Source organism: Pseudoalteromonas sp. AWH4_217, from assembly GCF_056161105.1.
On record NZ_JBSWYM010000005.1, the window covers coordinates 249,550 to 267,690 of the forward strand.

Annotated in this window: 20 protein-coding genes; 7 read left to right on the forward strand and 13 right to left on the reverse strand. The window is 48.1% G+C overall.

Features of this window, described 5'->3' with window-relative positions; all coding sequences use genetic code 11:
- Positions 1–41 precede the first annotated feature (41 nt).
- Positions 42–1,802, reverse strand: coding sequence for a S41 family peptidase (locus tag ACXAH1_RS07955; RefSeq protein ID WP_475195592.1), 1,761 nt, complete (start codon positions 1,800–1,802; stop codon positions 42–44).
- 303 nt (positions 1,803–2,105) lie between these two features.
- On the opposite strand from ACXAH1_RS07955, the gene fadR reads away from it, so the two are divergent.
- On the forward strand, positions 2,106–2,819 hold the full coding sequence (gene fadR / locus ACXAH1_RS07960; RefSeq protein WP_253044034.1) for a fatty acid metabolism transcriptional regulator FadR: 714 nt from the start codon (positions 2,106–2,108) through the stop codon (positions 2,817–2,819).
- Positions 2,820–3,129: 310 nt separating this feature from the next.
- Complete coding sequence (locus ACXAH1_RS07965) at positions 3,130–3,735, forward strand: peroxiredoxin C (RefSeq protein WP_010382361.1); 606 nt, start codon at positions 3,130–3,132, stop codon at positions 3,733–3,735.
- Between the two features lie 227 nt (positions 3,736–3,962).
- On the opposite strand, the gene ACXAH1_RS07970 is transcribed toward ACXAH1_RS07965, so the two are convergent.
- The 4 genes from ACXAH1_RS07970 to smrB form a co-directional block, all read right to left on the reverse strand.
- The gene (locus tag ACXAH1_RS07970) at positions 3,963–4,088 is read right to left on the reverse strand and encodes a hypothetical protein (RefSeq protein ID WP_475195605.1); all 126 of its coding nucleotides are present in this window, start codon (positions 4,086–4,088) and stop codon (positions 3,963–3,965) included.
- A 1-nt stretch (position 4,089) separates the two neighbouring features.
- On the reverse strand, positions 4,090–4,401 hold the full coding sequence (locus ACXAH1_RS07975; RefSeq protein ID WP_475195610.1) for a hypothetical protein: 312 nt from the start codon (positions 4,399–4,401) through the stop codon (positions 4,090–4,092).
- 191 nt (positions 4,402–4,592) lie between these two features.
- Positions 4,593–5,393, reverse strand: a complete 801-nt coding sequence (locus tag ACXAH1_RS07980; RefSeq protein WP_054014072.1) for a response regulator — start codon at positions 5,391–5,393, stop codon at positions 4,593–4,595.
- 254 nt (positions 5,394–5,647) lie between these two features.
- On the reverse strand, positions 5,648–6,202 hold the full coding sequence (gene smrB / locus ACXAH1_RS07985; RefSeq protein WP_475195617.1) for an endonuclease SmrB: 555 nt from the start codon (positions 6,200–6,202) through the stop codon (positions 5,648–5,650).
- Between the two features lie 85 nt (positions 6,203–6,287).
- Between smrB and prmB the strand changes: the two genes are divergently transcribed.
- Positions 6,288–7,223 carry a 50S ribosomal protein L3 N(5)-glutamine methyltransferase gene (gene prmB / locus ACXAH1_RS07990; protein ID WP_054014070.1) on the forward strand — a complete coding sequence of 312 codons (936 nt, stop codon included), beginning with the start codon at positions 6,288–6,290 and terminating at the stop codon, positions 7,221–7,223.
- Positions 7,224–7,279: 56 nt separating this feature from the next.
- Positions 7,280–8,380 carry a chorismate synthase gene (gene aroC / locus ACXAH1_RS07995; RefSeq protein WP_475195624.1) on the forward strand — a complete coding sequence of 367 codons (1,101 nt, stop codon included), beginning with the start codon at positions 7,280–7,282 and terminating at the stop codon, positions 8,378–8,380.
- A 56-nt stretch (positions 8,381–8,436) separates the two neighbouring features.
- Here the strand turns inward: aroC and ACXAH1_RS08000 are convergent, their stop codons facing one another.
- The 8 genes from ACXAH1_RS08000 to ACXAH1_RS08035 form a co-directional block, all read right to left on the reverse strand.
- Positions 8,437–9,048 carry a superoxide dismutase gene (locus ACXAH1_RS08000; RefSeq protein WP_475195627.1) on the reverse strand — a complete coding sequence of 204 codons (612 nt, stop codon included), beginning with the start codon at positions 9,046–9,048 and terminating at the stop codon, positions 8,437–8,439.
- Positions 9,049–9,064: 16 nt separating this feature from the next.
- The gene (locus ACXAH1_RS08005) at positions 9,065–9,568 is read right to left on the reverse strand and encodes a hypothetical protein (protein WP_475195629.1); all 504 of its coding nucleotides are present in this window, start codon (positions 9,566–9,568) and stop codon (positions 9,065–9,067) included.
- A gap of 235 nt (positions 9,569–9,803) precedes the next feature.
- On the reverse strand, positions 9,804–10,658 hold the full coding sequence (gene yghU / locus ACXAH1_RS08010; RefSeq protein ID WP_475195632.1) for a glutathione-dependent disulfide-bond oxidoreductase: 855 nt from the start codon (positions 10,656–10,658) through the stop codon (positions 9,804–9,806).
- A 146-nt stretch (positions 10,659–10,804) separates the two neighbouring features.
- Complete coding sequence (locus tag ACXAH1_RS08015) at positions 10,805–13,369, reverse strand: Ig-like domain-containing protein (protein WP_475195634.1); 2,565 nt, start codon at positions 13,367–13,369, stop codon at positions 10,805–10,807.
- A 73-nt stretch (positions 13,370–13,442) separates the two neighbouring features.
- The gene (locus ACXAH1_RS08020) at positions 13,443–14,282 is read right to left on the reverse strand and encodes a mechanosensitive ion channel family protein (RefSeq protein WP_475195636.1); all 840 of its coding nucleotides are present in this window, start codon (positions 14,280–14,282) and stop codon (positions 13,443–13,445) included.
- 75 nt (positions 14,283–14,357) lie between these two features.
- Positions 14,358–15,050 carry an LrgB family protein gene (locus ACXAH1_RS08025; protein ID WP_475195639.1) on the reverse strand — a complete coding sequence of 231 codons (693 nt, stop codon included), beginning with the start codon at positions 15,048–15,050 and terminating at the stop codon, positions 14,358–14,360.
- Positions 15,043–15,399 carry a CidA/LrgA family protein gene (locus tag ACXAH1_RS08030; protein WP_366040545.1) on the reverse strand — a complete coding sequence of 119 codons (357 nt, stop codon included), beginning with the start codon at positions 15,397–15,399 and terminating at the stop codon, positions 15,043–15,045. The genes ACXAH1_RS08025 and ACXAH1_RS08030 overlap by 8 nt, the downstream gene beginning before the upstream one ends.
- A 70-nt stretch (positions 15,400–15,469) precedes the next feature.
- Positions 15,470–16,264, reverse strand: coding sequence for a crotonase/enoyl-CoA hydratase family protein (locus ACXAH1_RS08035; protein WP_475195643.1), 795 nt, complete (start codon positions 16,262–16,264; stop codon positions 15,470–15,472).
- Between the two features lie 226 nt (positions 16,265–16,490).
- Here ACXAH1_RS08035 and ACXAH1_RS08040 point away from each other — a divergent pair, with 226 nt between their 5' ends.
- Genes ACXAH1_RS08040 through ACXAH1_RS08050 form a run of 3 tightly spaced genes read left to right on the forward strand, consistent with a single transcriptional unit; the run spans position 16,491 to position 18,104 of the window.
- The gene (locus ACXAH1_RS08040; protein WP_253044066.1) at positions 16,491–16,808 is read left to right on the forward strand and encodes a DUF440 family protein; all 318 of its coding nucleotides are present in this window, start codon (positions 16,491–16,493) and stop codon (positions 16,806–16,808) included.
- Between the two features lie 14 nt (positions 16,809–16,822).
- Positions 16,823–17,650 (forward strand): DUF481 domain-containing protein, encoded by an 828-nt coding sequence (locus tag ACXAH1_RS08045; RefSeq protein WP_475195645.1) that lies wholly within the window; start codon positions 16,823–16,825, stop codon positions 17,648–17,650.
- Between the two features lie 49 nt (positions 17,651–17,699).
- Positions 17,700–18,104 (forward strand): hypothetical protein, encoded by a 405-nt coding sequence (locus ACXAH1_RS08050; RefSeq protein ID WP_475195647.1) that lies wholly within the window; start codon positions 17,700–17,702, stop codon positions 18,102–18,104.
- Positions 18,105–18,141: the final 37 nt, after the last annotated feature.

Sequence of the window (18,141 nt, forward strand, 5' to 3'; positions counted from 1 at the left end):
GGGGCATACTATACAAGTACGACCCTGCAAACAGAGCATTGTTACAGTTGCTCGAGTACTTCAAGCGCCTTGCGAAGAATGATATCGTCATTTTGCGCAATGGATGCCTGTGTTTGACTGACTTTGACATCGGGTTGGATCCCTACGCCTATGAGCTTATCGCCATTCAGCTGATCCGCCCGAAGGCCTGTGTATTTAAATGAGATCCCGCCATTCTGAAAGCCACCAAAAACTGATCCCATCATGATATCTCCGTTAATTCCCATGGTAACTTCCCCTACAATAGGGATATTCATTGCCTGGATCCACTGGAGTACATGCTCACCGGCACTGATGTTGGTTCTATCGGAAAGTGCCACGACAGGTGCGTCAATTAGTTTCGGTGTGTCCTCAAGTGTTAGGGGAATATCTTCCTGATAAGGCAGTGCCCGATTGGGTAATCGTTGTGTTTCGATCACAAACGGGCCTGTACGTGTATAACGGTCAGTAAATAGAGACAATGCACTGCGCGTAAACCACAGGTTACTCGGATAGCCGCGCATATCCAGTACGATGGCTTGCGCATTTTGTAAAACGTCACGTGCTTGTTGCAGTTGTTCCTGGGTTGTCACATCCACGGCTCGAAAAACGACGACACCATTGTCCAAATGCCTCAATAGTGGACCATATGTATCATCACGATCGTATGGGCCCATGACGTCTCTGTGAATTGACGCTGTCGTAGTATTAATTACCCGGCCTTGTGTCGTTCTGAATGTAAGATCGATTAACTTAGGTTCACCGTACATAAACGGCAACCTGCGCGCAGCGGCACTGTTGGCGATGTGCTCACTGGTGAATGTTATATCCTTGAGGCTATTGACCAATTGACGCGCATCTGTACCTTCGATTGCAAGCAACTCATCCCCGATATTGACTTGCAGCGTAAGGTAAGGGATTCTGTTGGTTACAATGACTTTGTCATCGATATAGTCAAGTGAAATTGGCAAGCTGTAACCCTGAACATCGCGATATTGCTTTGGCTGTCCAATCCAGAGGTGATTGTCCTGTAGCTTGGTGAATGTTTGTCTCATAATGTGGGTTCTTTGCTGGCTGTCTTTGAGACAAGCGCCGAGCAGGCGTGGATGGCTGTTGGCCCAGTCAACATCAACTTGCTCGAAATAAGGCCAGAAGTGTGTTAGTTCGGCCCAAATTGAACTGAGTGCTGCCATACATGTTGCAGGGTCTTCAAGCGATACTTGTTCTTCTTGCTGAGTATAAGCACTGCCAGAGTTCGCCTGCTCCTGGGGGAGGTATAGCGGCCAGTACAGGGGGGTGCCGTCATAGCGATCGGTATAAACAGGTGTAGGGGGAAAAAAGCCCTCATTACTGAGTGTCTGATAGTCGCCACTTATCAGGCGACGGGTATAGAAGCGATAATCCCGGGCACCGAAATTATACCAGGTGTTCACAGAGTCCGTTACCCCCGGCACTGGCAAGCTCGATTGGTTGGTGGTTAAAAGCGGTGTTACTGTTTTTAGCTGTTGCAGGGCAAAACTGAGTTGAAGTGCCTCAGGCTGTTTAACCATCTCACGGATACTATGTCGTAAGAAATAGTCCCATTGTGTTTCGCTATTTGCTGCATTTGGGTAAAAGTAGCGTACCCTATGCACAAGCTCCGAAAACTCTTGTATATTTGGCAGTGCTTGCTGATAGCGTTCTTTGAGAAGAGTTGTTTCATCATTTGCTTTTGCCTGAGGGGCTGAAAGTACACTGAGTAGAAGTGCCGCAGGCAACATTTTCTCTTGGATGTTGTATGTCATGCTTATTCCTTAGCGCTTTATTATTTGTATTTATAATTGGTCCATACAGATTGTTATGTCAATATGTTACATAATATTATTAATGGATTAATAAAGTCGTGAAGAATTTAGTGTTTGCGACGGCTAAAATACCGGGGTTGCGCCTATTATTGGGAAGCACTTAGCTTGCTTTCAGATATGCCTTGTTAGTTGCAAATCATCTGGTACAATCAGTGGATTATTGAGTTGCAGAAGCCTGTTGGTGTGCTACGCACATAAGCGCAGGCTTGTCGACGTACCTTATGTTGTCAAAAGTGGTGCTAAATGAGAATCTTTAAAGCCAAGAGCCCAGCAGGTTTTGCTGAGGAGTACATTGTAGAGTCGATTTGGAATGGCGAATTTCCTCCGGGCTCCATTTTACCAGCCGAACGCGAGCTGTCAGAGCTTATCGGTGTCACTCGCACCACATTACGAGAAGTTTTACAACGCCTTGCGCGTGATGGTTGGTTGACCATCCAGCATGGTAAACCTACACGGGTTAATAACTTCTGGGAAACGTCTGGTCTGAATATTCTAGAGACTCTGGCACGCCTGGATGAAGATAAAGTGCCTGAGTTAACCGATCAACTTCTGTCTGCACGCACTAACATCAGCGCAATTTATACCCGTGCCGCGATTAAGTTTAACCCGCAGTCTGTGATTGATATTCTGTCTAAGCACGCAGAAGTGGCCGATACGGCGGAAGCTTTTGCTGAATATGATTATCGGGTTCATCATCAACTTGCCAGCGCTGGCAACAACAAAATTTATGTACTGATCCTCAATGGGTTTAAAGGATTGTACTCTAAGATTGGTTGCCATTATTTCTCAGATCCGCGCACCCGTGAACTGGCACGTGAATTCTACGCTGAACTCACCGCGCTGGCTGAAAAAGGCGAACACGATGGAGCAATCACGCTGATGCGTCGTTATGGTCACCGTTCTGGTGAAATCTGGCAGCAATTACGTGGCGACATGCCTGACGATATTATGGACTAAGTTTGATTGTCCGACGATAAAAAGCACCTCAGGGTGCTTTTTTTGTGTCTGCAAGGGCGGCATATCGGCTATTTACTGCACCATCAATTTATTAGATGGCTGCTATCGGATAATTCGATTGTATCCTTTTGAAGGAACAGCATAAACTGAGCGCCAAATAATACCATCTGGTATAGGGGTTGTTTTTTTATAAAACGCCTCAATAATAAGTGACAATTCGCAGTGATACAGAAATGCATAACCTGACAGGGGACGTAGCTTTGTGTGATTGTGAGACTTTGGAACTCAAACTAACTATTTGGAGATAACAATGGGTGTATTAGTAGGCCGCAAGGCACCTGACTTTACAGCAGCTGCAGTTTTAGGTAACGGTGAAATCGTAGATGGTTACAATCTACATGAGCGTATCAAAGGTAAGAAAGCGGTTATTTTCTTCTACCCACTAGACTTCACTTTCGTTTGTCCTTCTGAGCTAATCGCATTTGACAAGCGTTACGAAGAATTCCAAAAGCGTGGTGTTGAAGTGATCGGTGTATCTATCGACTCTCAGTTCTCTCACAACGCATGGCGTAACACCCCAGTAAACGAAGGTGGTATCGGTCCGGTTAAATATGACCTGGTTGCTGACGTGAAGCACGAAATCTGTCAGGCATATGACGTTGAGCACCCAGAAGCAGGTGTTGCTTTCCGTGGTTCTTTCCTGATTGACTCTGAAGGTAACGTACGCCACCAGGTAGTAAACGATCTACCTCTTGGCCGTAACATCGATGAAATGCTGCGCATGGTTGACGCGCTGGCGTTCCACGAAGAGCACGGTGAAGTATGTCCAGCTGGTTGGACTGAAGGTAAAAAAGGTATGGACGCAAGCCCTGAAGGTGTTGCTAAGTTCCTGTCTGAAAACGAAGGCGACCTGTAAGTTCAGCGTTGTTTAGTTAAGAAACCCGCCTTGTGCGGGTTTTTTTATATCACTCCGCTTATTCATGCCGCCCTTGTAGAGGCAAGGTAATGTCGTGGATAGAAAAGCATAGTATTTGCTATTGCACAGTGCTGAGCGAGTGACCTTCAAAATCGTTGGTGGTTGTGTCAATCCACAAGCCAGGTCATGAGTTACTGTAGGTTGATACAATACCCAGTCTCGCTCAATCATGATGCACGCCCTATCGACCACTTGTGGTTGATCAGTCTAATCAATTCAACCGAACCATATGCCAGTACTAAACTGATAACGGGTGTAACCAGCAAGCTCAACAGTGTTATTTCATTCAGCATCTTATTGTCCTTTATCTTTTTCTTGACGTGTTTCTTTGTGCTCTGGCGTGAAAGACTTTATCAGTGTGGCTTTGGTGCTTTCTTTAAGCTCAATCAGGTTTGCCTTAATCGCTTTGCTGACATGAGATTTAATGTCGCTGAGTACTTCCTGAGTGACTGAGCCACTGTCTGTGCTTACAGTCGCCATAGAGCTAAGGCTGGCTGCAGTACTGGCGTTGACACTTGCTGTGACGCTGGTGTTGCCCGCTGCAAATGAACTGGTGCTCATGCCAAGAGTAAAAACTAGGATGCTAAGTTGGGTGGCAGTTTTCATGGTCTGGTTCCTTTTGGGTTAGTAACGATACTTTAATGAGTTAGTCGTTCTAACTGTTACAAAGGTTGTGCCAGCTTCGGAAATAATTTTATGGTGTTGAATGTTAAGGGTTTTTATTTTCCTGTGGTGTACTGGTCAAAATGTAAATTGCAATTTTGACCAGTGGAGTGGTTATCTTAACTAACTTTTGGTTAATTTTGTTCAAGCAACTGATAGATCAATTGTTTCACGACTTGGGGTTCGAACGGCTTGTCACATAATGCATTCACTCCGGACTGCGCAATATTCGCCAGGTGGGTTTCGTTCGCTTCAGAAGATACCATCAGGATGGGCACATGATTATGCTCATTGGAGTTACGAATGGCTTCAGCAAGCTCCTGACCATTGACCTCTGGCATATTGTAGTCTGTGATGATCAAGTCAAACATAGTATCTTCAAGGATGGACAGGGCTTCTGCACCATGTTCTGCCTCGCTGATCCGCGTAGCGCCCAGGTTGTTGAGTACCCGACGGATGTGATTACGTGCCAGGCGTGAATCATCTACGACCAGGATCCGTAACTCCTGAATGTCATACAAGTCCAGCTCGAGTTCTTCCGGAGACAAAATATCCAAAGTGGCATTGATCGCTTTACCCAGGTGGGTTTTGTTAAATGGCTTGGGCAGAATCGCAACCACCCCGGACTGCTTGAATGCTTCCAGCTGCAGTCTTCGGGTTTCACTGGATACCAGCATAAAGGGCAAGTGGTGGTCAGACAGGGTCGTTTGGATATGCTGCAATAACGTCAGTGCTTCGCCATCAGGCAGATACAAAGCGCTGATCACCAAATCAGGTTTACTGTTATTCAGGCTTTCCATGGCAGCAGCAAGTGTATCTACACACTCGATATTTTGGATCCCTTCTTCCTGAAGTTCGTTACTGATGATCCGCCTTTGTGTCTGGGACGGCTCCAGGAGTAGGATGCTCAAATCTGAGCTTAAAAGTTCATTCATGGTATGAGAGTAAATGTTGCAATATAAATGGTCAGATTAACTGGCAATATAACGTATTTGTTACCGTGTCGCTAGCTTGGTGAGCAGGGTGTTAAAACAAACTATCGGTAGTGCATTTTGTCGAATGGGTAATGCAGCTGGAGGAAGGGCGCGCTCAGAACACGGATGGTGCAGGGGAATGCCAATACCGCTATCAGCGATAGATTTGGTATAATGGGCAGCTGCGTGTCTGTGGCCTGCTGCCCTTATTGCGATTAGCGGCGAAACTCCATACTTTGTGGCAGGTCCACCAGTATCAGCACAGCGCCTTTGCCGCCATACTCAAGCGGGGCCTGATGCATAGCCAGTATATCCGGATGCTGGACCAGGTACTGAGGTATTTTGTGTTTTAGCACACGCTCACCGATACCATGTACCACGCAGGCGCAGGCAACATGCTGTTTTTTACAGGCATGGATCAAGGCTGCCAGCTCGTCTTTAGCCGTTTCTTTGTTCATGCCATGCATATCAAGAATAAGCTCTGGTGCATAATCACCGCGGCGCAGTTGCTTGGCGAGGTACTTGTCGGCGCCCGGGCGTACGTAATTAACCGTGCCATGGGTGTCTATGTCCGGGACATATTCGTCCGAAAAGTAGAATTCGGCCTGATGTTGCTTCTTCTGCTCGGCGATTACTTCACCTTTGAAGCGTGTCTGGCGTCTTGCTTGCTGCACTGTATCTTGTTTGAACTGACTGGTGCCTGATATTGCTTCTCGAAACAGAGCAAAATCGTCGTCTGGCAGTTGTGAGTTTGGTTTATCTGTGTTCATGGCGACATTTTAAAGAAAAAAAGCGTAAAAACCTAGCTTAAAAACCGTTACAATGCCGCCATGCAATTAGTAGTGAGAACAACTCATGAGTGACTCTGTTATTTCTCAGGCGATGGCTGAAGAAGCCTATCAGGATTTAGTGACCATTCAGGATTGGTTACGCTGGACGGCCAGTCAGTTTGCTGGCAATGGTGTGTTTTTTGGCCATGGTACCGACAACCCGTGGGATGAAGCAGTGAGCTTGGTATTACCTTTGCTCAATTTGCCCGTTGACGCGCCTAAAGAGCTCACCAGCGCACGGCTCACGCACAGCGAAAAAGTCAGGCTGGTGGAATACCTTCGACTGCGTATCGATGAGCGCATTCCCGTTGCTTATCTGACAAACCAGGCCTGGTTCTCTGGGCTGCCTTTCTATGTCGATGAGCGCGTACTGGTGCCTCGCTCGCCTTTTGCTGAACTGATCGAAGCTCAGTTCAGGCCCTGGCTCGCGTCGCCGGAAAAAGTCACTCGTATTCTGGACATGTGTACTGGCTCCGGGTGTATTGCAATTGCACTTGCAAAAGCATTTGAACAGGCTCAGGTTGACGCAGTAGACATTTCTTTTGATGCCTTGGCCGTTGCTGAAATAAACATCAATGATCATCAGGTTCAGGATCAGGTATTTGCCATTCAGTCCGATGTATTTAGTGGTGTGCCTGGTCAACAGTATGACCTGATTGTCGCAAACCCGCCTTATGTTGATGCCGAAGATATGGCCGACCTGCCTGAAGAGTTTCATCATGAACCAGAGTTGGGTCTGGCATCTGGAGAAGATGGTCTGGATGTGACACGTACCTTGTTGCAAGAGGCGGCTGCACACCTTACCGAGGAAGGCCTGTTATTTGTCGAGGTGGGTAATTCTATGGTACATATGGAAGCGCTTTATCCCGGCGCGCCGTTTACCTGGCTGGAATTCGAACGCGGTGGACTGGGCGTGTTTGTGATCAGTAAAAAACAATTACTGGATTACTTCAACGACTAAGCGTTTTCCTGTGAGCAGGGAAGCGCAATGGTGTTTTTTTGGAATGAGGAAAATCAATGGCAGGCAATAGCATAGGCCAACTATTCAGGGTAACGACCTTTGGAGAAAGCCACGGCGTCGCACTGGGCGGCGTTGTGGATGGTGTCCCGGCAGGGCTTGAGCTGGACGAAGCGGATTTACAGGTTGACCTGGACAGGCGCAAACCGGGGCAGAGCCGTTATACGACTCAACGCCGCGAGGGAGATGAAATCAAAATACTCTCAGGGGTGTTTGAAGGGAAAACAACCGGAACCAGTATTGGTTTGTTGATTGAGAATACCGATCAACGTTCTAAAGATTACAGTAAAATCAAAGATGTTTTCCGCCCTGGTCATGGTGACTATAGCTACTGGCATAAATATGGTCATCGTGATTATCGCGGTGGCGGACGTTCTTCTGCCAGAGAGACGGCGATCCGCGTTGCAGCAGGGGGGATTGCCAAAAAATACCTGAAGCAAGTGCATGGTGTTGAGATCCATGCCTGTCTTTCTCAATTAGGGCCAATTAAAGCTGAGCAATTTGACTGGTTGCAAGTTGAACAAAACCCGTTCTTTTTCCCTGATGTCTCTAAACTGGATGCGCTGGATGAATATATGCGTGACCTTAAAAAACAGGGGGACTCTGTGGGTGCGAAAGTGAAAGTGGTTGCAAAAGGCGTCCCTGTTGGTCTGGGCGAACCGGTTTTCGACAGGCTGGATGCGGAGCTTGCACATTCACTGATGAGTATCAATGCCGTAAAAGGCGTGGAGATTGGTGACGGGTTTGATGTGGTTGAGCAGAAGGGCTCTGAGCACCGTGATGAGCTAACCCCCGAGGGCTTTACCAGTAATCACGCTGGGGGGGTGCTGGCGGGTATATCAACCGGGCAGGATATCATTGCCTCCATCGCACTTAAGCCGACCTCAAGTATCACTATTGCGGGTCAGAGCATTAATACCCAGAATGAGTCGGTCGAAATGATCACTAAAGGCCGTCACGATCCTTGTGTTGGGATCCGCGCGATTCCTATTGCAGAAGCCATGATGGCAATCACCTTGATGGATCACCTGCTCAGGCAGCGCGGGCAAAACCCGCATGTTGACTTGCCACACGGGCCAATTGCGGCACAGAAACCTTAACTGCGTCGTCAGTGAAAAAGCCAGCGTTCTTACGTTGGCTTTTTTGTCTGTGTGATTTATTCAACGGCGGCGATAAAACGGCGTTCCACTTCCTGCCAGTAGATCACCTTATAAAATGCTTCAATATACTCAGGTCTGCGGTTTTGATATTTCAGATAATAAGCGTGCTCCCAGACATCCAAGCCTAAAATAGGCGTCAGCCCGTCCATGAACGGACTGTCCTGATTCAGTGAACTGGTTACCTCCAGGCGCTTCTGTTCGTTTACCACCAGCCAGGCCCAGCCACTGCCAAAGCGGCTTACAGCGGCTTGTGTAAACTGGGCTTTAAAGGCCTCAAAGTCACCAAATGCATGGTTAATCGCATCGGATAGCGTGCCCTGATGCAAGTGTCCGCCCTGTGGTGACATGATCTCCCAGAATAAAGAGTGGTTATTGTGGCCACCAACGTGGTCACGCACGGCGCCGTGCAACGCTTCAGGCAGATCGCGAATATGGGTGAGCAATTCGATACTTGTTTGATCCTCAAACTCGCTCCCTGCGAGTGCAGCATTGGCTTTATTGACATACGTCTGATGATGCAAGGTATGATGAATTTCCATCGTTTTACTATCGATATGCGGTTCGAGTGCCTCATAGGCATAAGGTAATGCAGGCAGAGTAAACGCCATACTTCTCTCCTTTTGGTTAATGAAAATGAGTCGTTGAATGTGGTGCATCCAGTACCTGAGTAGCCCAGCTAACCAAGGTGGTGTGCGCTTCATGGGAATTAATAAACCGTATTAGCTCCGCGCGTGTTCTCAGACTATGACGCATCGCAGTCATCGCTATCTGAGGATTGGCATGGTCGCAAAGCTGGGTGAGACAGAGGTGCACATTGATAAGCTGTTCACAAGCTTTGTGTGGTTCTGAGAGGGCGAGATAGCAGTCGGCCAGATTATGTGCAGCCACAACAAAAGCTGGACAGCAATGTGCTAATGCTTCTTCCTGAAGCTGGCTATCGTATTGATGAGTAAAATACTCGATTAAATTGCTGACCAGATAGAGGGCACTGTGATACTGATCTCTTGCTAAATAAAATGACTGGCTTTCAAAAGCCAGGTTGCCTTGGGTGATTGCTGTTTGCCATGGGGCGAGTGCATTTTCAAGCAAGCTGGTGGTGTCATTCAATGCGGGATAAGATTGCAGCATAAAAAGGTTTCCTCGTCAGTAACATAGGGTACGGGCACAGGCATCGGTATCTAATTTACATATGAAAACACAAATAAAAATGATTGTCATTTGTATTTGTGTGATTTGTCACGTACTCTGAGGGATTGCTCTTATCACATTGAGCGTGAGGTGCCGGCACATCCGGAAAAAGGGATGGCAAGGGATTAAAAAGGCAAGGGCGCGAGAGCCGCGCGCTTGCCCTGAAAGGACCTGTTTACTGATTCAGTACAGCGTCAATGTCTGCTGCACTGTGGCGCTCGGGGAGTTGCTCTTGTGGTTCGCCAAAGGTCCGGTTGACTATTCTGCCACGTTGTACGGCCGGGCGAGATTCAATCTGTTTAGCCCAGCGTACCACATGCGTATACTGCTCAACCTGTAAAAACTCGCCGGCATCATAGAGTTTGCCCAGAGCAAGATTGCCATACCAGGGCCAGATAGCCATATCGGCAATACTGTAGTGATCGCCTGCAACATATTGGTGGTGTGCCAGCTGTCTGTCTAATACATCCAGCTGGCGCTTGGCTTCCATAGCAAAGCGGTTGATGGGGTATTCTTGTTTGTCGTCCGCATAGGCGTAAAAGTGGCCAAACCCGCCTCCCAAAAATGGGGCTGAGCCTTGTGCCCAGAATAACCAGTTCAGGGTGTCTGTTCTTTGTACTCCAGAAGACGGGAGAAACTGACCAAACTTTTCGGCCAAATAAACGAGAATAGACGCAGATTCAAAGACATTGACCTCTGTTTCACCTGATTTATCGACCAGAGCGGGAATTTTAGAGTTTGGATTGACGGCAACAAAACCAGACGAGAATTGTTCAGCTTCTCCAATATTGATCAGGTGTGCATCGTATTCGGCTTCGGCTACCCCAAGGGCCAGCAATTCTTCCAGCAAAATAGTCACCTTTTGGCCGTTTGGTGTACCAAGCGAGTAAAGCTGCAAAGGGTGTGTGCCGACGGGCAGTGCCTGTTCATATCTGGCACCTGATTCAGGGCTATTAATATTGGCCCATTTGTTATCGCTACTGGGCTGGTGTGTCCACACCTTGGGAGGCGTATAGGTGTTGTTACTCATGTGATCTCCTTGACTAAAATGGGTGCTAACCGGATAACCCTCACCTTAGCGCTAATTCTGCCACTCTGCCAGCGGCAAAAGACCAAGAAAAAATAACGGAAGGAGGGTAACGGGCAGGAGGTCGCCGTTACCCTGTGGTTAGGTGTTTATCGACCCTGATTCATTTCAGTGAGCTTGTTACCAACAGGCACTGAGAAGTTGTAGCCATCGAATTTATCCCAGTTGATAGACCAGGTCATAACGCCCCCAAAAGCAGGGTAGTTATGACTGGGCACTATGGTACCGCATTGGGTGCCTTTGGTGAGGCAATCCAGCGCCGCGATGATATTGGCAATGGGAGCCTGACCAGAATTGGCGGATTGCGGGCCGGATGGCAGGCCAATGGCAACCTGATCATCCCTAAGCGGCATAAAGCGGCTACCATCGGCCAGGTCGAACCCTTCAATCAGCATTTTGGCGTGTGCGACCATCATATTGACTGAGCCTTCCGGTGCGCTGCCTGGCTCGTATGGGTTGGGCAGTCCACCATTGTTATAGAGCTGCACATGCAGTAAGTCCAGCGTGTCTCTGAGTTCGTTGATCAATGGAATGTATGCGCCCCAAATGCCGGAGTAGGCTATCATACCGCCATGAACGTAAGGATGTTCCGGCGCCATGGTGAGCACCATATCACCGCCGATATTTTGCTCTATCTGCTTAATTGCTCTGGGCAGGCGCGCTTGTATTTGTGAGCCATGCAACAAATTAGAGCCACTTTCCAGGTCAATATCCAGGCCATCAAACCCCCACTCCTGAATGATTGCAGTAAGACTGCTGACAAAGTTGGCTTCATCGGCGTCGGTGTTTAATGTGATAGTCCCTTCGGCACCACCCAGGCTAAGGACAAACACTTTGCCCTGTGCCTGTAATGCTTGCATATCGGTTTTAAATTTAACCGCTTCAATGGGAGGGCAATTGGAGCGAATGTCTTTTTCAAAGGGCTTGAAGTGCACCGTACCATTAGAAGACCGGTCGTTTTCTGCAAAGGCAATGTCAATGATGTCCCAGGCGTCGGAGATCTGATCCAATGGAATAGGGCAGCCAGCCGGATTAACAAAGTTGTGCCAGTAGCCTATGAGTTTATGGGCTTTGCCAACCGGTGGTGTAATGACAGTGACAGTGGCGGCCGGGCTGCTTGCTGTATCACCCGATGTGCTGGTCGCGGTTGCATAGATACTGTGTTGTCCAACTGTTGCTGGCGCGTAGTTAAACTCATAAGGTGCCTGGGTATCACTGCCAACTTTTACCCCGTTGGCATAAAAATCGATTATCGAGATCTGACCGCTGAGCGCCTGAGCATTGGCTTTGATAGTGATTGTATTACCCAGTACATATTGAGTTCCCGCAGTCGGGGCGGTTAAATCAACGACCAATGGTTGATCTGTGACCGTGACCTGGATAGTTTGTTGGCTCTGATTGCTCTCGTTATCGGTTGCAACGGCACTGAGAGTAACGGGCCCGGTGTTGCCTGGGGTCCACTCAACAGTCAGTGCATTTTGTGCGGTGCTGCCAAGTAAAGCTTGATCAGCAAATAACTCTAATTGCGAGATAGTCCCGTCTGCATCGGTGGCACCGACGGTTATCTGGGTCGGCTGGTTACGCAGCAAAGTGGCATTATCGTTAGGCTGAGTAAAGCTGATTTCGGGCGCGATCGTACAGATCCCCAAATCGCTCCAGGCGTCCTGCCAGTGTTGACCTGTGCCGGGCTCGTAGGCCCAGGCAGCACTGGAGCTGCACCAGCCAGCGATGTCGCAGCGATATTTGCGATTATTGTGTGCTACCTGCTCACCACTTTGATAGCTTTGACCAGCTCGATAAGTGCTCAGACCTGCGCAGCCACCTGAGCTTGCAGCGCTCACCTCAATGGTCACACTGGCTTCTGCGGTTGCGCCTTTGTCATCTTGTGCAATGACTCTGAGCTGTTTGTTGCCGGCACTCACGGTCACAAAATCATGGCGAAAAGGTGGGGTATTGAGTGTTGTCAAACGCTGAGCATCTCGCCACATTTCGAGCTGCACAACCTGGCCATCGGTGTCAGTGGCCTGCACAGCAAGACTAACTGTATCGCCAACTTTAAATGCTTGGTTGTTTGTCGGTGTATCAATGGTGAGAGCGGGTGGTACATTGCCGTTGTCATCTCGCACCGTAATGCCAGCTGTTGCAGGTGTACTGAGGTTTCCTTTGGCGTCTACTGCCACTGCGCTCACTGTGTGCATGCCCAGCTGTGCAGACCAGGTAAGCTGATAAGGAGGCTGGCTGAGTATACCGACGCTGATGTCGTTGACAAAAAACTCAACCTGGGCGAGATCGCCATCCTGATCACTGGCATTTGCAGAAAAAACAGCGCTGTCATTTTTGTTCAGCACAGCACCATCCTGGGGGCTTACCAGGGTAACCACCGGGGCGTTGCCGCTGATGCACTGGCCAAGTTGTCGCCATACGTCAAAGGTATCGGAATTATTCGCGGGTCGCTCATTTTGATTGAACCATTTTGCCTCATAAGCTTGAGCCTGAGCACGCACCTGATCCCCTTTGCGGTACACCGTTGAACTGGACCATTCGGCGAGCGCGCTGCAGTCATAGTTGGCGGTATCGGCCTGAGCCCAGCTGTGCACAGCGATGAGCTGCAGACCAGCGGCACAGCATAGTGTCACTAATTTCTTTGTGTTCATAAATCACTCCGTTTTACATGTTGTATGTTTTGTAAACAAAACATTGACAGCATAGAGTGAAAAACAACCAGGATCAATCTGCGGACGTATGCTTCTCTTTGATTGTGACAACTCGCTGTGGAAACGGAATTTCTATGTCAGCAGCCTGGATCTCGGCATAAATGGCGCCATTGATGGCCAATTTATGTTCGATTATCTGTGTCGTGGGCACCCAGTAGCGGTAGCTAATGATAACGGCACTGTCGCCAAACGCTTCTATGCCAACCTGAGCTTGCGGGGTATCGGCCACAGCGTCGTTATGCGATAAAATTTCATTGATGATGGTGATGGCTCTGTCTGCGCTGGCGCTGTAAGCGATACCAATTTCTCCTTTGACCAGTGAGTGCGCAAAGGAATTTTGCATAATTTCGCCAATAATATGCTTGTTGGGAATGGTGATTTCGACCTTTTCTTCATTGACCAGGATTGTGTGACCCAGTTCGATACTTTTTACCTGACCGCAAACCCCTTTAACGGCAATGGTATCACCGACTACAAACGGACGGGTGGCAATAATCGCTAATCCAGAACCATAATTAGATAACATCCCCTGGACAGCCAGGCCGGCACCGAGTGAGGCGGCACCGATTGCGGCAACAAACGGGGTAACGCTGATGCCAATTTTACCCAACGCAATGATGGTAAACATTATAATAATCAGGACCTTGACTACATTGCTGACGAAATTTGTCAGGGTAACGTCGATATTGTGTCTGAGCATCAGGCTCTCTGTGCCTTTCGCCAGCTTTTTCGCCAGCCATAAGCCAAGGAGCAGGATCACTAATGCACCAAACAATTGCATACTATAAGTCACCAGATAATCCCTGATCAGCACGTAGTAGTGTTCGATTTGTGCTATTTCTTGTTCTATCATGCTGTGCTCCTGCATTGCTGAAACGAGGCGGGCATTTCAGCTTATTTGTTGATGATTGTTATCATTTTTCTCAGTTTAGCTGATTATGCCTTGCAATAGTGCAAAAAGCACTGGCACCCAGCTTGCTGTGATGACCGCACTGATTATCATCGCGGCAGAAGCAAAGGCTCCTGCAGCCGGGTGATGCTCCATGGCTGCGGCGGTACCAATTGCATGGCAAGCCACGCCCAAAGCTATGCCTTTAGCCTGCGGTTTGGTTACGCCTGCAAGGGTGAGCAACGACAAGCCGAAAACGCCCCCCAGCACACCAATCAGGATCACCATGATGGCGGCTATCCCGGGAAAACCACTGAGTGAATCAGTCACAATAAGCGTGATAGGTGTGGTGACTGACAGGGCCATTAAAGACGCTGTGAGTGTACCGGGGGCGCTAAACAATGTACAAAGGCAAAAGGCAATCAGTGTTGCACAGGTGATCCCGATAAAGCTACTGAGACTAATGAGCAATAGGTAAGGACGAATGGTGTGGAGTTGTTGGTAAAGGGGCAGAGCAAGTGCAACCACCGCGACTTCAAGAAAGAAGCTGACAGGCTTAGTGGCATTACGATAGTCAATGTAATCGATATCGCCAAATAGCAGCGTAGTGCTGATAATCAAAATGCATAACAACACGGGATTAAACAGGGGAGAGTGCCAGCTTTGATTTACCCGTCGCATAAGGGCAAATAACACCAGAGTAAAAGTGCAACCCAAAAGTAGATTAATCATGGTATCTGCCCAGACTTGCCAGTTTACCTGTCAGTAAGAGGCCCAATACGGGCACCAGGATCAGGACGCTCACCAACAGCCAGGCATTTTGGCTAAACACCTCCAGATAACTGATAAGGCCGACACCTGCGGGTATAAAAAATAGTGCCATGTATTTTAATATCGGGCCGCAGGATGGGAGTAAGTATTTACTTTTAAGTATGCCTGATTGCAATAAACCAAATAACAGCAACATGCCCAACAGAGGAGCAGGTAAACTCAAAGCCAGGGCAGCTGTGAGCAGCCTGGCAGCCCAGAGGCACCCGATAAGAATGCTAAGGGATGCGATAAATCGCAGAGTAATCATCATAATGGACACTCAAGAGATTAAATCTAATGTCATTCTCGGTGGCAATTGTATCGTTCACAATGCGACTTTTTTACCATTTTTTGCGCTGATCAAACGGTCTGGGCTGCTCTGTATGGCGACCGTTGTGCATGGCAATTCGTGTGTTTTTTGACAGTAGCAACTTAATCTGAAACCAGGTCTCCTGCCACAGTAGTTTTCGGCGCCGGGGATGATAGGCGGTGTTATATAAGTGTTTGATGGCGGCCAGAGCGTCCGGAGAAATAGCCCTTATCTGGGTGAGACGTTGTTGGATGGCGAGCAATGGGTCGTCGCTGACTTGTGTGATTAACCCCAACTCGCGGGCCTGTTCGGCATCAATGCGTTGTGGGTTCGAAGCCAGCCAAAGCGCCTGATCATGATTTAATATACCCGGTAGCAGTATGCTAGTACTCATATCCGGACACAGCCCCCAGCGTGATTCCATAATGGCAAACTGGGCGTCTTGCGCTGCAATACGGTAATCGGCGCCGAGTGCGATATGCAATCCGCCGCCCAGACAATTTCCTCGCACCAGAGCAAACACGGGCACCGGCAGTGCACGCCACCCCAGTGCGACCCGTTGTACAAGATTGGCATTGCCCGGTAACCATTTAAACAATAGCGATAAAATGTTAGCTGGCTTGTTCATGACTGCGCCCACATCCAGGCCAGAACAAAAGTGCTGCCCCTGACCTTGGAGTACAACAGCACGCAATTGGCGATTGCGTTTTAGTTTGCGGATGATGTTATTCAACTGTTTGAACATGTCATAAGACAAAGCATTCTGTTTTTCGGGTCTGTCGAGGGTAACCCAGGCGATACCATCAATTGTCTCTAACTGGACCATGTGTTTTTCCTTCTTTCGCACATCATTATTATTCTGACAGCTTGCAGGGCAAGCATAGAGTAATTACTTTAGCGGTGCCAGTGGTAATTAGTGTGCAGACTGGATAGCAAATTGGCTATTTTCATGTAACTGAGCGGTATTTTTGTTAAAACTAACTAAAAGCCGTAGCTTTGCAAATTTGCAATTTGCTACTATACCCCTCAATTTTGACAGGCGAGGTGATGTAATGTCTGCACGTTTAAGTTCCATCGAAGAAGTGAGCCAGCAAGCCTATGATATTTTCTTAGAGCTTGCCCCTGATAATCTTACAGTCGAGGACATTGAGCTATTCAATGCCCACAGTGAAGAGCTGGGATATATTGAAGACAGTGTTCCTGATGAGAGTTGGGCGTCGCTGGTGGCGTATGAACAGGAGACGGAAGCCGAACATTTTGTTCAGGTTGCCGTAGGTCTGGAAACGGAGCAAGGTGATGTGATGTTTGCCAAAATACTGATCAGCCGTGATTTAGATGCCCCGTTTTGCCACATAGTTTGGAAGCAGTAAGAGAAACCAGCTCAGTGAAGTACACCCTTTTTTTCCTATACTGCGCTGGATTCTTGTTCAGCGTGAACGCACTTGCTGTCGATCCATTCGAAGATTTTCATAAGTATGGTGAGCTGTCAGATGAAGAGATCCACGCTCTGCACGAAGGTGAGTTTTTATATGGTGATGTAGAGTTTGGTGTGTTGCTCAATCGCGGTAATACCAGTAATACCGCGTTTAAACTTAAGAGCAATCTGTATCAGGATTTTAAGTACTGGCGCAACCAGTTCAAGGTCGATGGCATGTATCGCCGTGAAGTTGATCCGGACACCAACCTTGAAGATGAAACAGCTTCTCGTTACTTCCTGTCAGCGCAGGGCAATTACAAAATAGGCCAGAAGAATACTTCGCTATTTGTTTATGGGGATTACGAGGTCGACAAGTTTAACGGTCGAGAATATACCACAACATTTGCAGTTGGTTACGGCAATCGCATCTTTGAAGGACGAAAGAATACGGTCGACTTAGACATCGGACCGGGTATGTCTATGTATCGACGCGAAGATGAGACGGAGCTAGAACCTGATCAAGAACGCGTTGAAAGAGGTCATTTGCTGCGCGCCGCATTGCAGTGGGAGCGAACTGTATCTAAGCGCACTCGTTTTAATCAGGATGTTAGCTATGAAAGATCACTGTCGGGTCTCGGGGCGCGTATTTTATCTGAAACAGCACTGATCAGTCAGGTAATGGGCGGTGTGTCCATGAAGGTGGCCTATACCTTTCGATATCACTCTCAGCCAGAAGAAGACAAAGAGAAAGTGGATAGCGAAGTTGGTGTCACACTTGTTTATAGTTTTAATTAAGGTGGTTTAGCTGATGTACAAAAAGACCCAATGGTCCTGGATAATTTGGATGTTTCTTACGTGGTTTGCCACTTTTGTCGCACTTGCGATATTTTTGTTGGGCCATAACACACTGCTGTATGGTTTCATCGGCATACTCGCCCTGATCGGCTATTTATTTTATGGATTAACGCTTGAAGTCAACAAAGAACAGCGGACGGTCAGCTGGTGGTTTGGCCCGGGGATCCTGAAAAAGACAGTCAAAGTGAATGAGCTGCAATCATTTTCCGCGGTAACAAATTCATTCCGCCATGGGATTGGCGTAAAGATCACTCATGATGGCTGGGTGTACGCTGCACATGGTTTTAAAGCCATTGAGTTTGTACTGGCCGATGGGTCTAAATATCGCATTGGTACGAATGATCAGAGCGGTATACTTGCAGCCCTTGAGGAAGTTGAGAAAAGCGCCGAATAGGCGCTTTTTTGTAGTCAAATTCCAATCGTCCAAATTG

Excerpts from the sequence above, each read along its gene's own strand:
- smrB (WP_475195617.1), bottom strand. The coding sequence starts at position 6,202 with ATGAACACAGATAAACCAAACTCACAACTGCCAGACGACGATTTTGCT.
- ACXAH1_RS08050 (WP_475195647.1), top strand. The coding sequence starts at position 17,700 with ATGTTTCTTACGTGGTTTGCCACTTTTGTCGCACTTGCGATATTTTTG.
- ACXAH1_RS07965 (WP_010382361.1), top strand. The coding sequence starts at position 3,130 with ATGGGTGTATTAGTAGGCCGCAAGGCACCTGACTTTACAGCAGCTGCA.
- ACXAH1_RS08005 (WP_475195629.1), bottom strand. The coding sequence starts at position 9,568 with ATGCTGCAATCTTATCCCGCATTGAATGACACCACCAGCTTGCTTGAA.
- ACXAH1_RS08040 (WP_253044066.1), top strand. The coding sequence starts at position 16,491 with ATGTCTGCACGTTTAAGTTCCATCGAAGAAGTGAGCCAGCAAGCCTAT.
- ACXAH1_RS08030 (WP_366040545.1), bottom strand. The coding sequence starts at position 15,399 with ATGATGATTACTCTGCGATTTATCGCATCCCTTAGCATTCTTATCGGG.
- ACXAH1_RS08035 (WP_475195643.1), bottom strand. The coding sequence starts at position 16,264 with ATGGTCCAGTTAGAGACAATTGATGGTATCGCCTGGGTTACCCTCGAC.
- prmB (WP_054014070.1), top strand. The coding sequence starts at position 6,288 with ATGAGTGACTCTGTTATTTCTCAGGCGATGGCTGAAGAAGCCTATCAG.
- ACXAH1_RS07980 (WP_054014072.1), bottom strand. The coding sequence starts at position 5,393 with ATGAATGAACTTTTAAGCTCAGATTTGAGCATCCTACTCCTGGAGCCG.
- ACXAH1_RS07975 (WP_475195610.1), bottom strand. The coding sequence starts at position 4,401 with ATGAAAACTGCCACCCAACTTAGCATCCTAGTTTTTACTCTTGGCATG.
- ACXAH1_RS07955 (WP_475195592.1), bottom strand. The coding sequence starts at position 1,802 with ATGACATACAACATCCAAGAGAAAATGTTGCCTGCGGCACTTCTACTC.
- fadR (WP_253044034.1), top strand. The coding sequence starts at position 2,106 with ATGAGAATCTTTAAAGCCAAGAGCCCAGCAGGTTTTGCTGAGGAGTAC.
- ACXAH1_RS08025 (WP_475195639.1), bottom strand. The coding sequence starts at position 15,050 with ATGATTAATCTACTTTTGGGTTGCACTTTTACTCTGGTGTTATTTGCC.
- ACXAH1_RS07970 (WP_475195605.1), bottom strand. The coding sequence starts at position 4,088 with ATGCTGAATGAAATAACACTGTTGAGCTTGCTGGTTACACCCGTTATC.
- ACXAH1_RS08015 (WP_475195634.1), bottom strand. The coding sequence starts at position 13,369 with ATGAACACAAAGAAATTAGTGACACTATGCTGTGCCGCTGGTCTGCAG.
- ACXAH1_RS08020 (WP_475195636.1), bottom strand. The coding sequence starts at position 14,282 with ATGATAGAACAAGAAATAGCACAAATCGAACACTACTACGTGCTGATC.
- yghU (WP_475195632.1), bottom strand. The coding sequence starts at position 10,658 with ATGAGTAACAACACCTATACGCCTCCCAAGGTGTGGACACACCAGCCC.
- ACXAH1_RS08000 (WP_475195627.1), bottom strand. The coding sequence starts at position 9,048 with ATGGCGTTTACTCTGCCTGCATTACCTTATGCCTATGAGGCACTCGAA.
- aroC (WP_475195624.1), top strand. The coding sequence starts at position 7,280 with ATGGCAGGCAATAGCATAGGCCAACTATTCAGGGTAACGACCTTTGGA.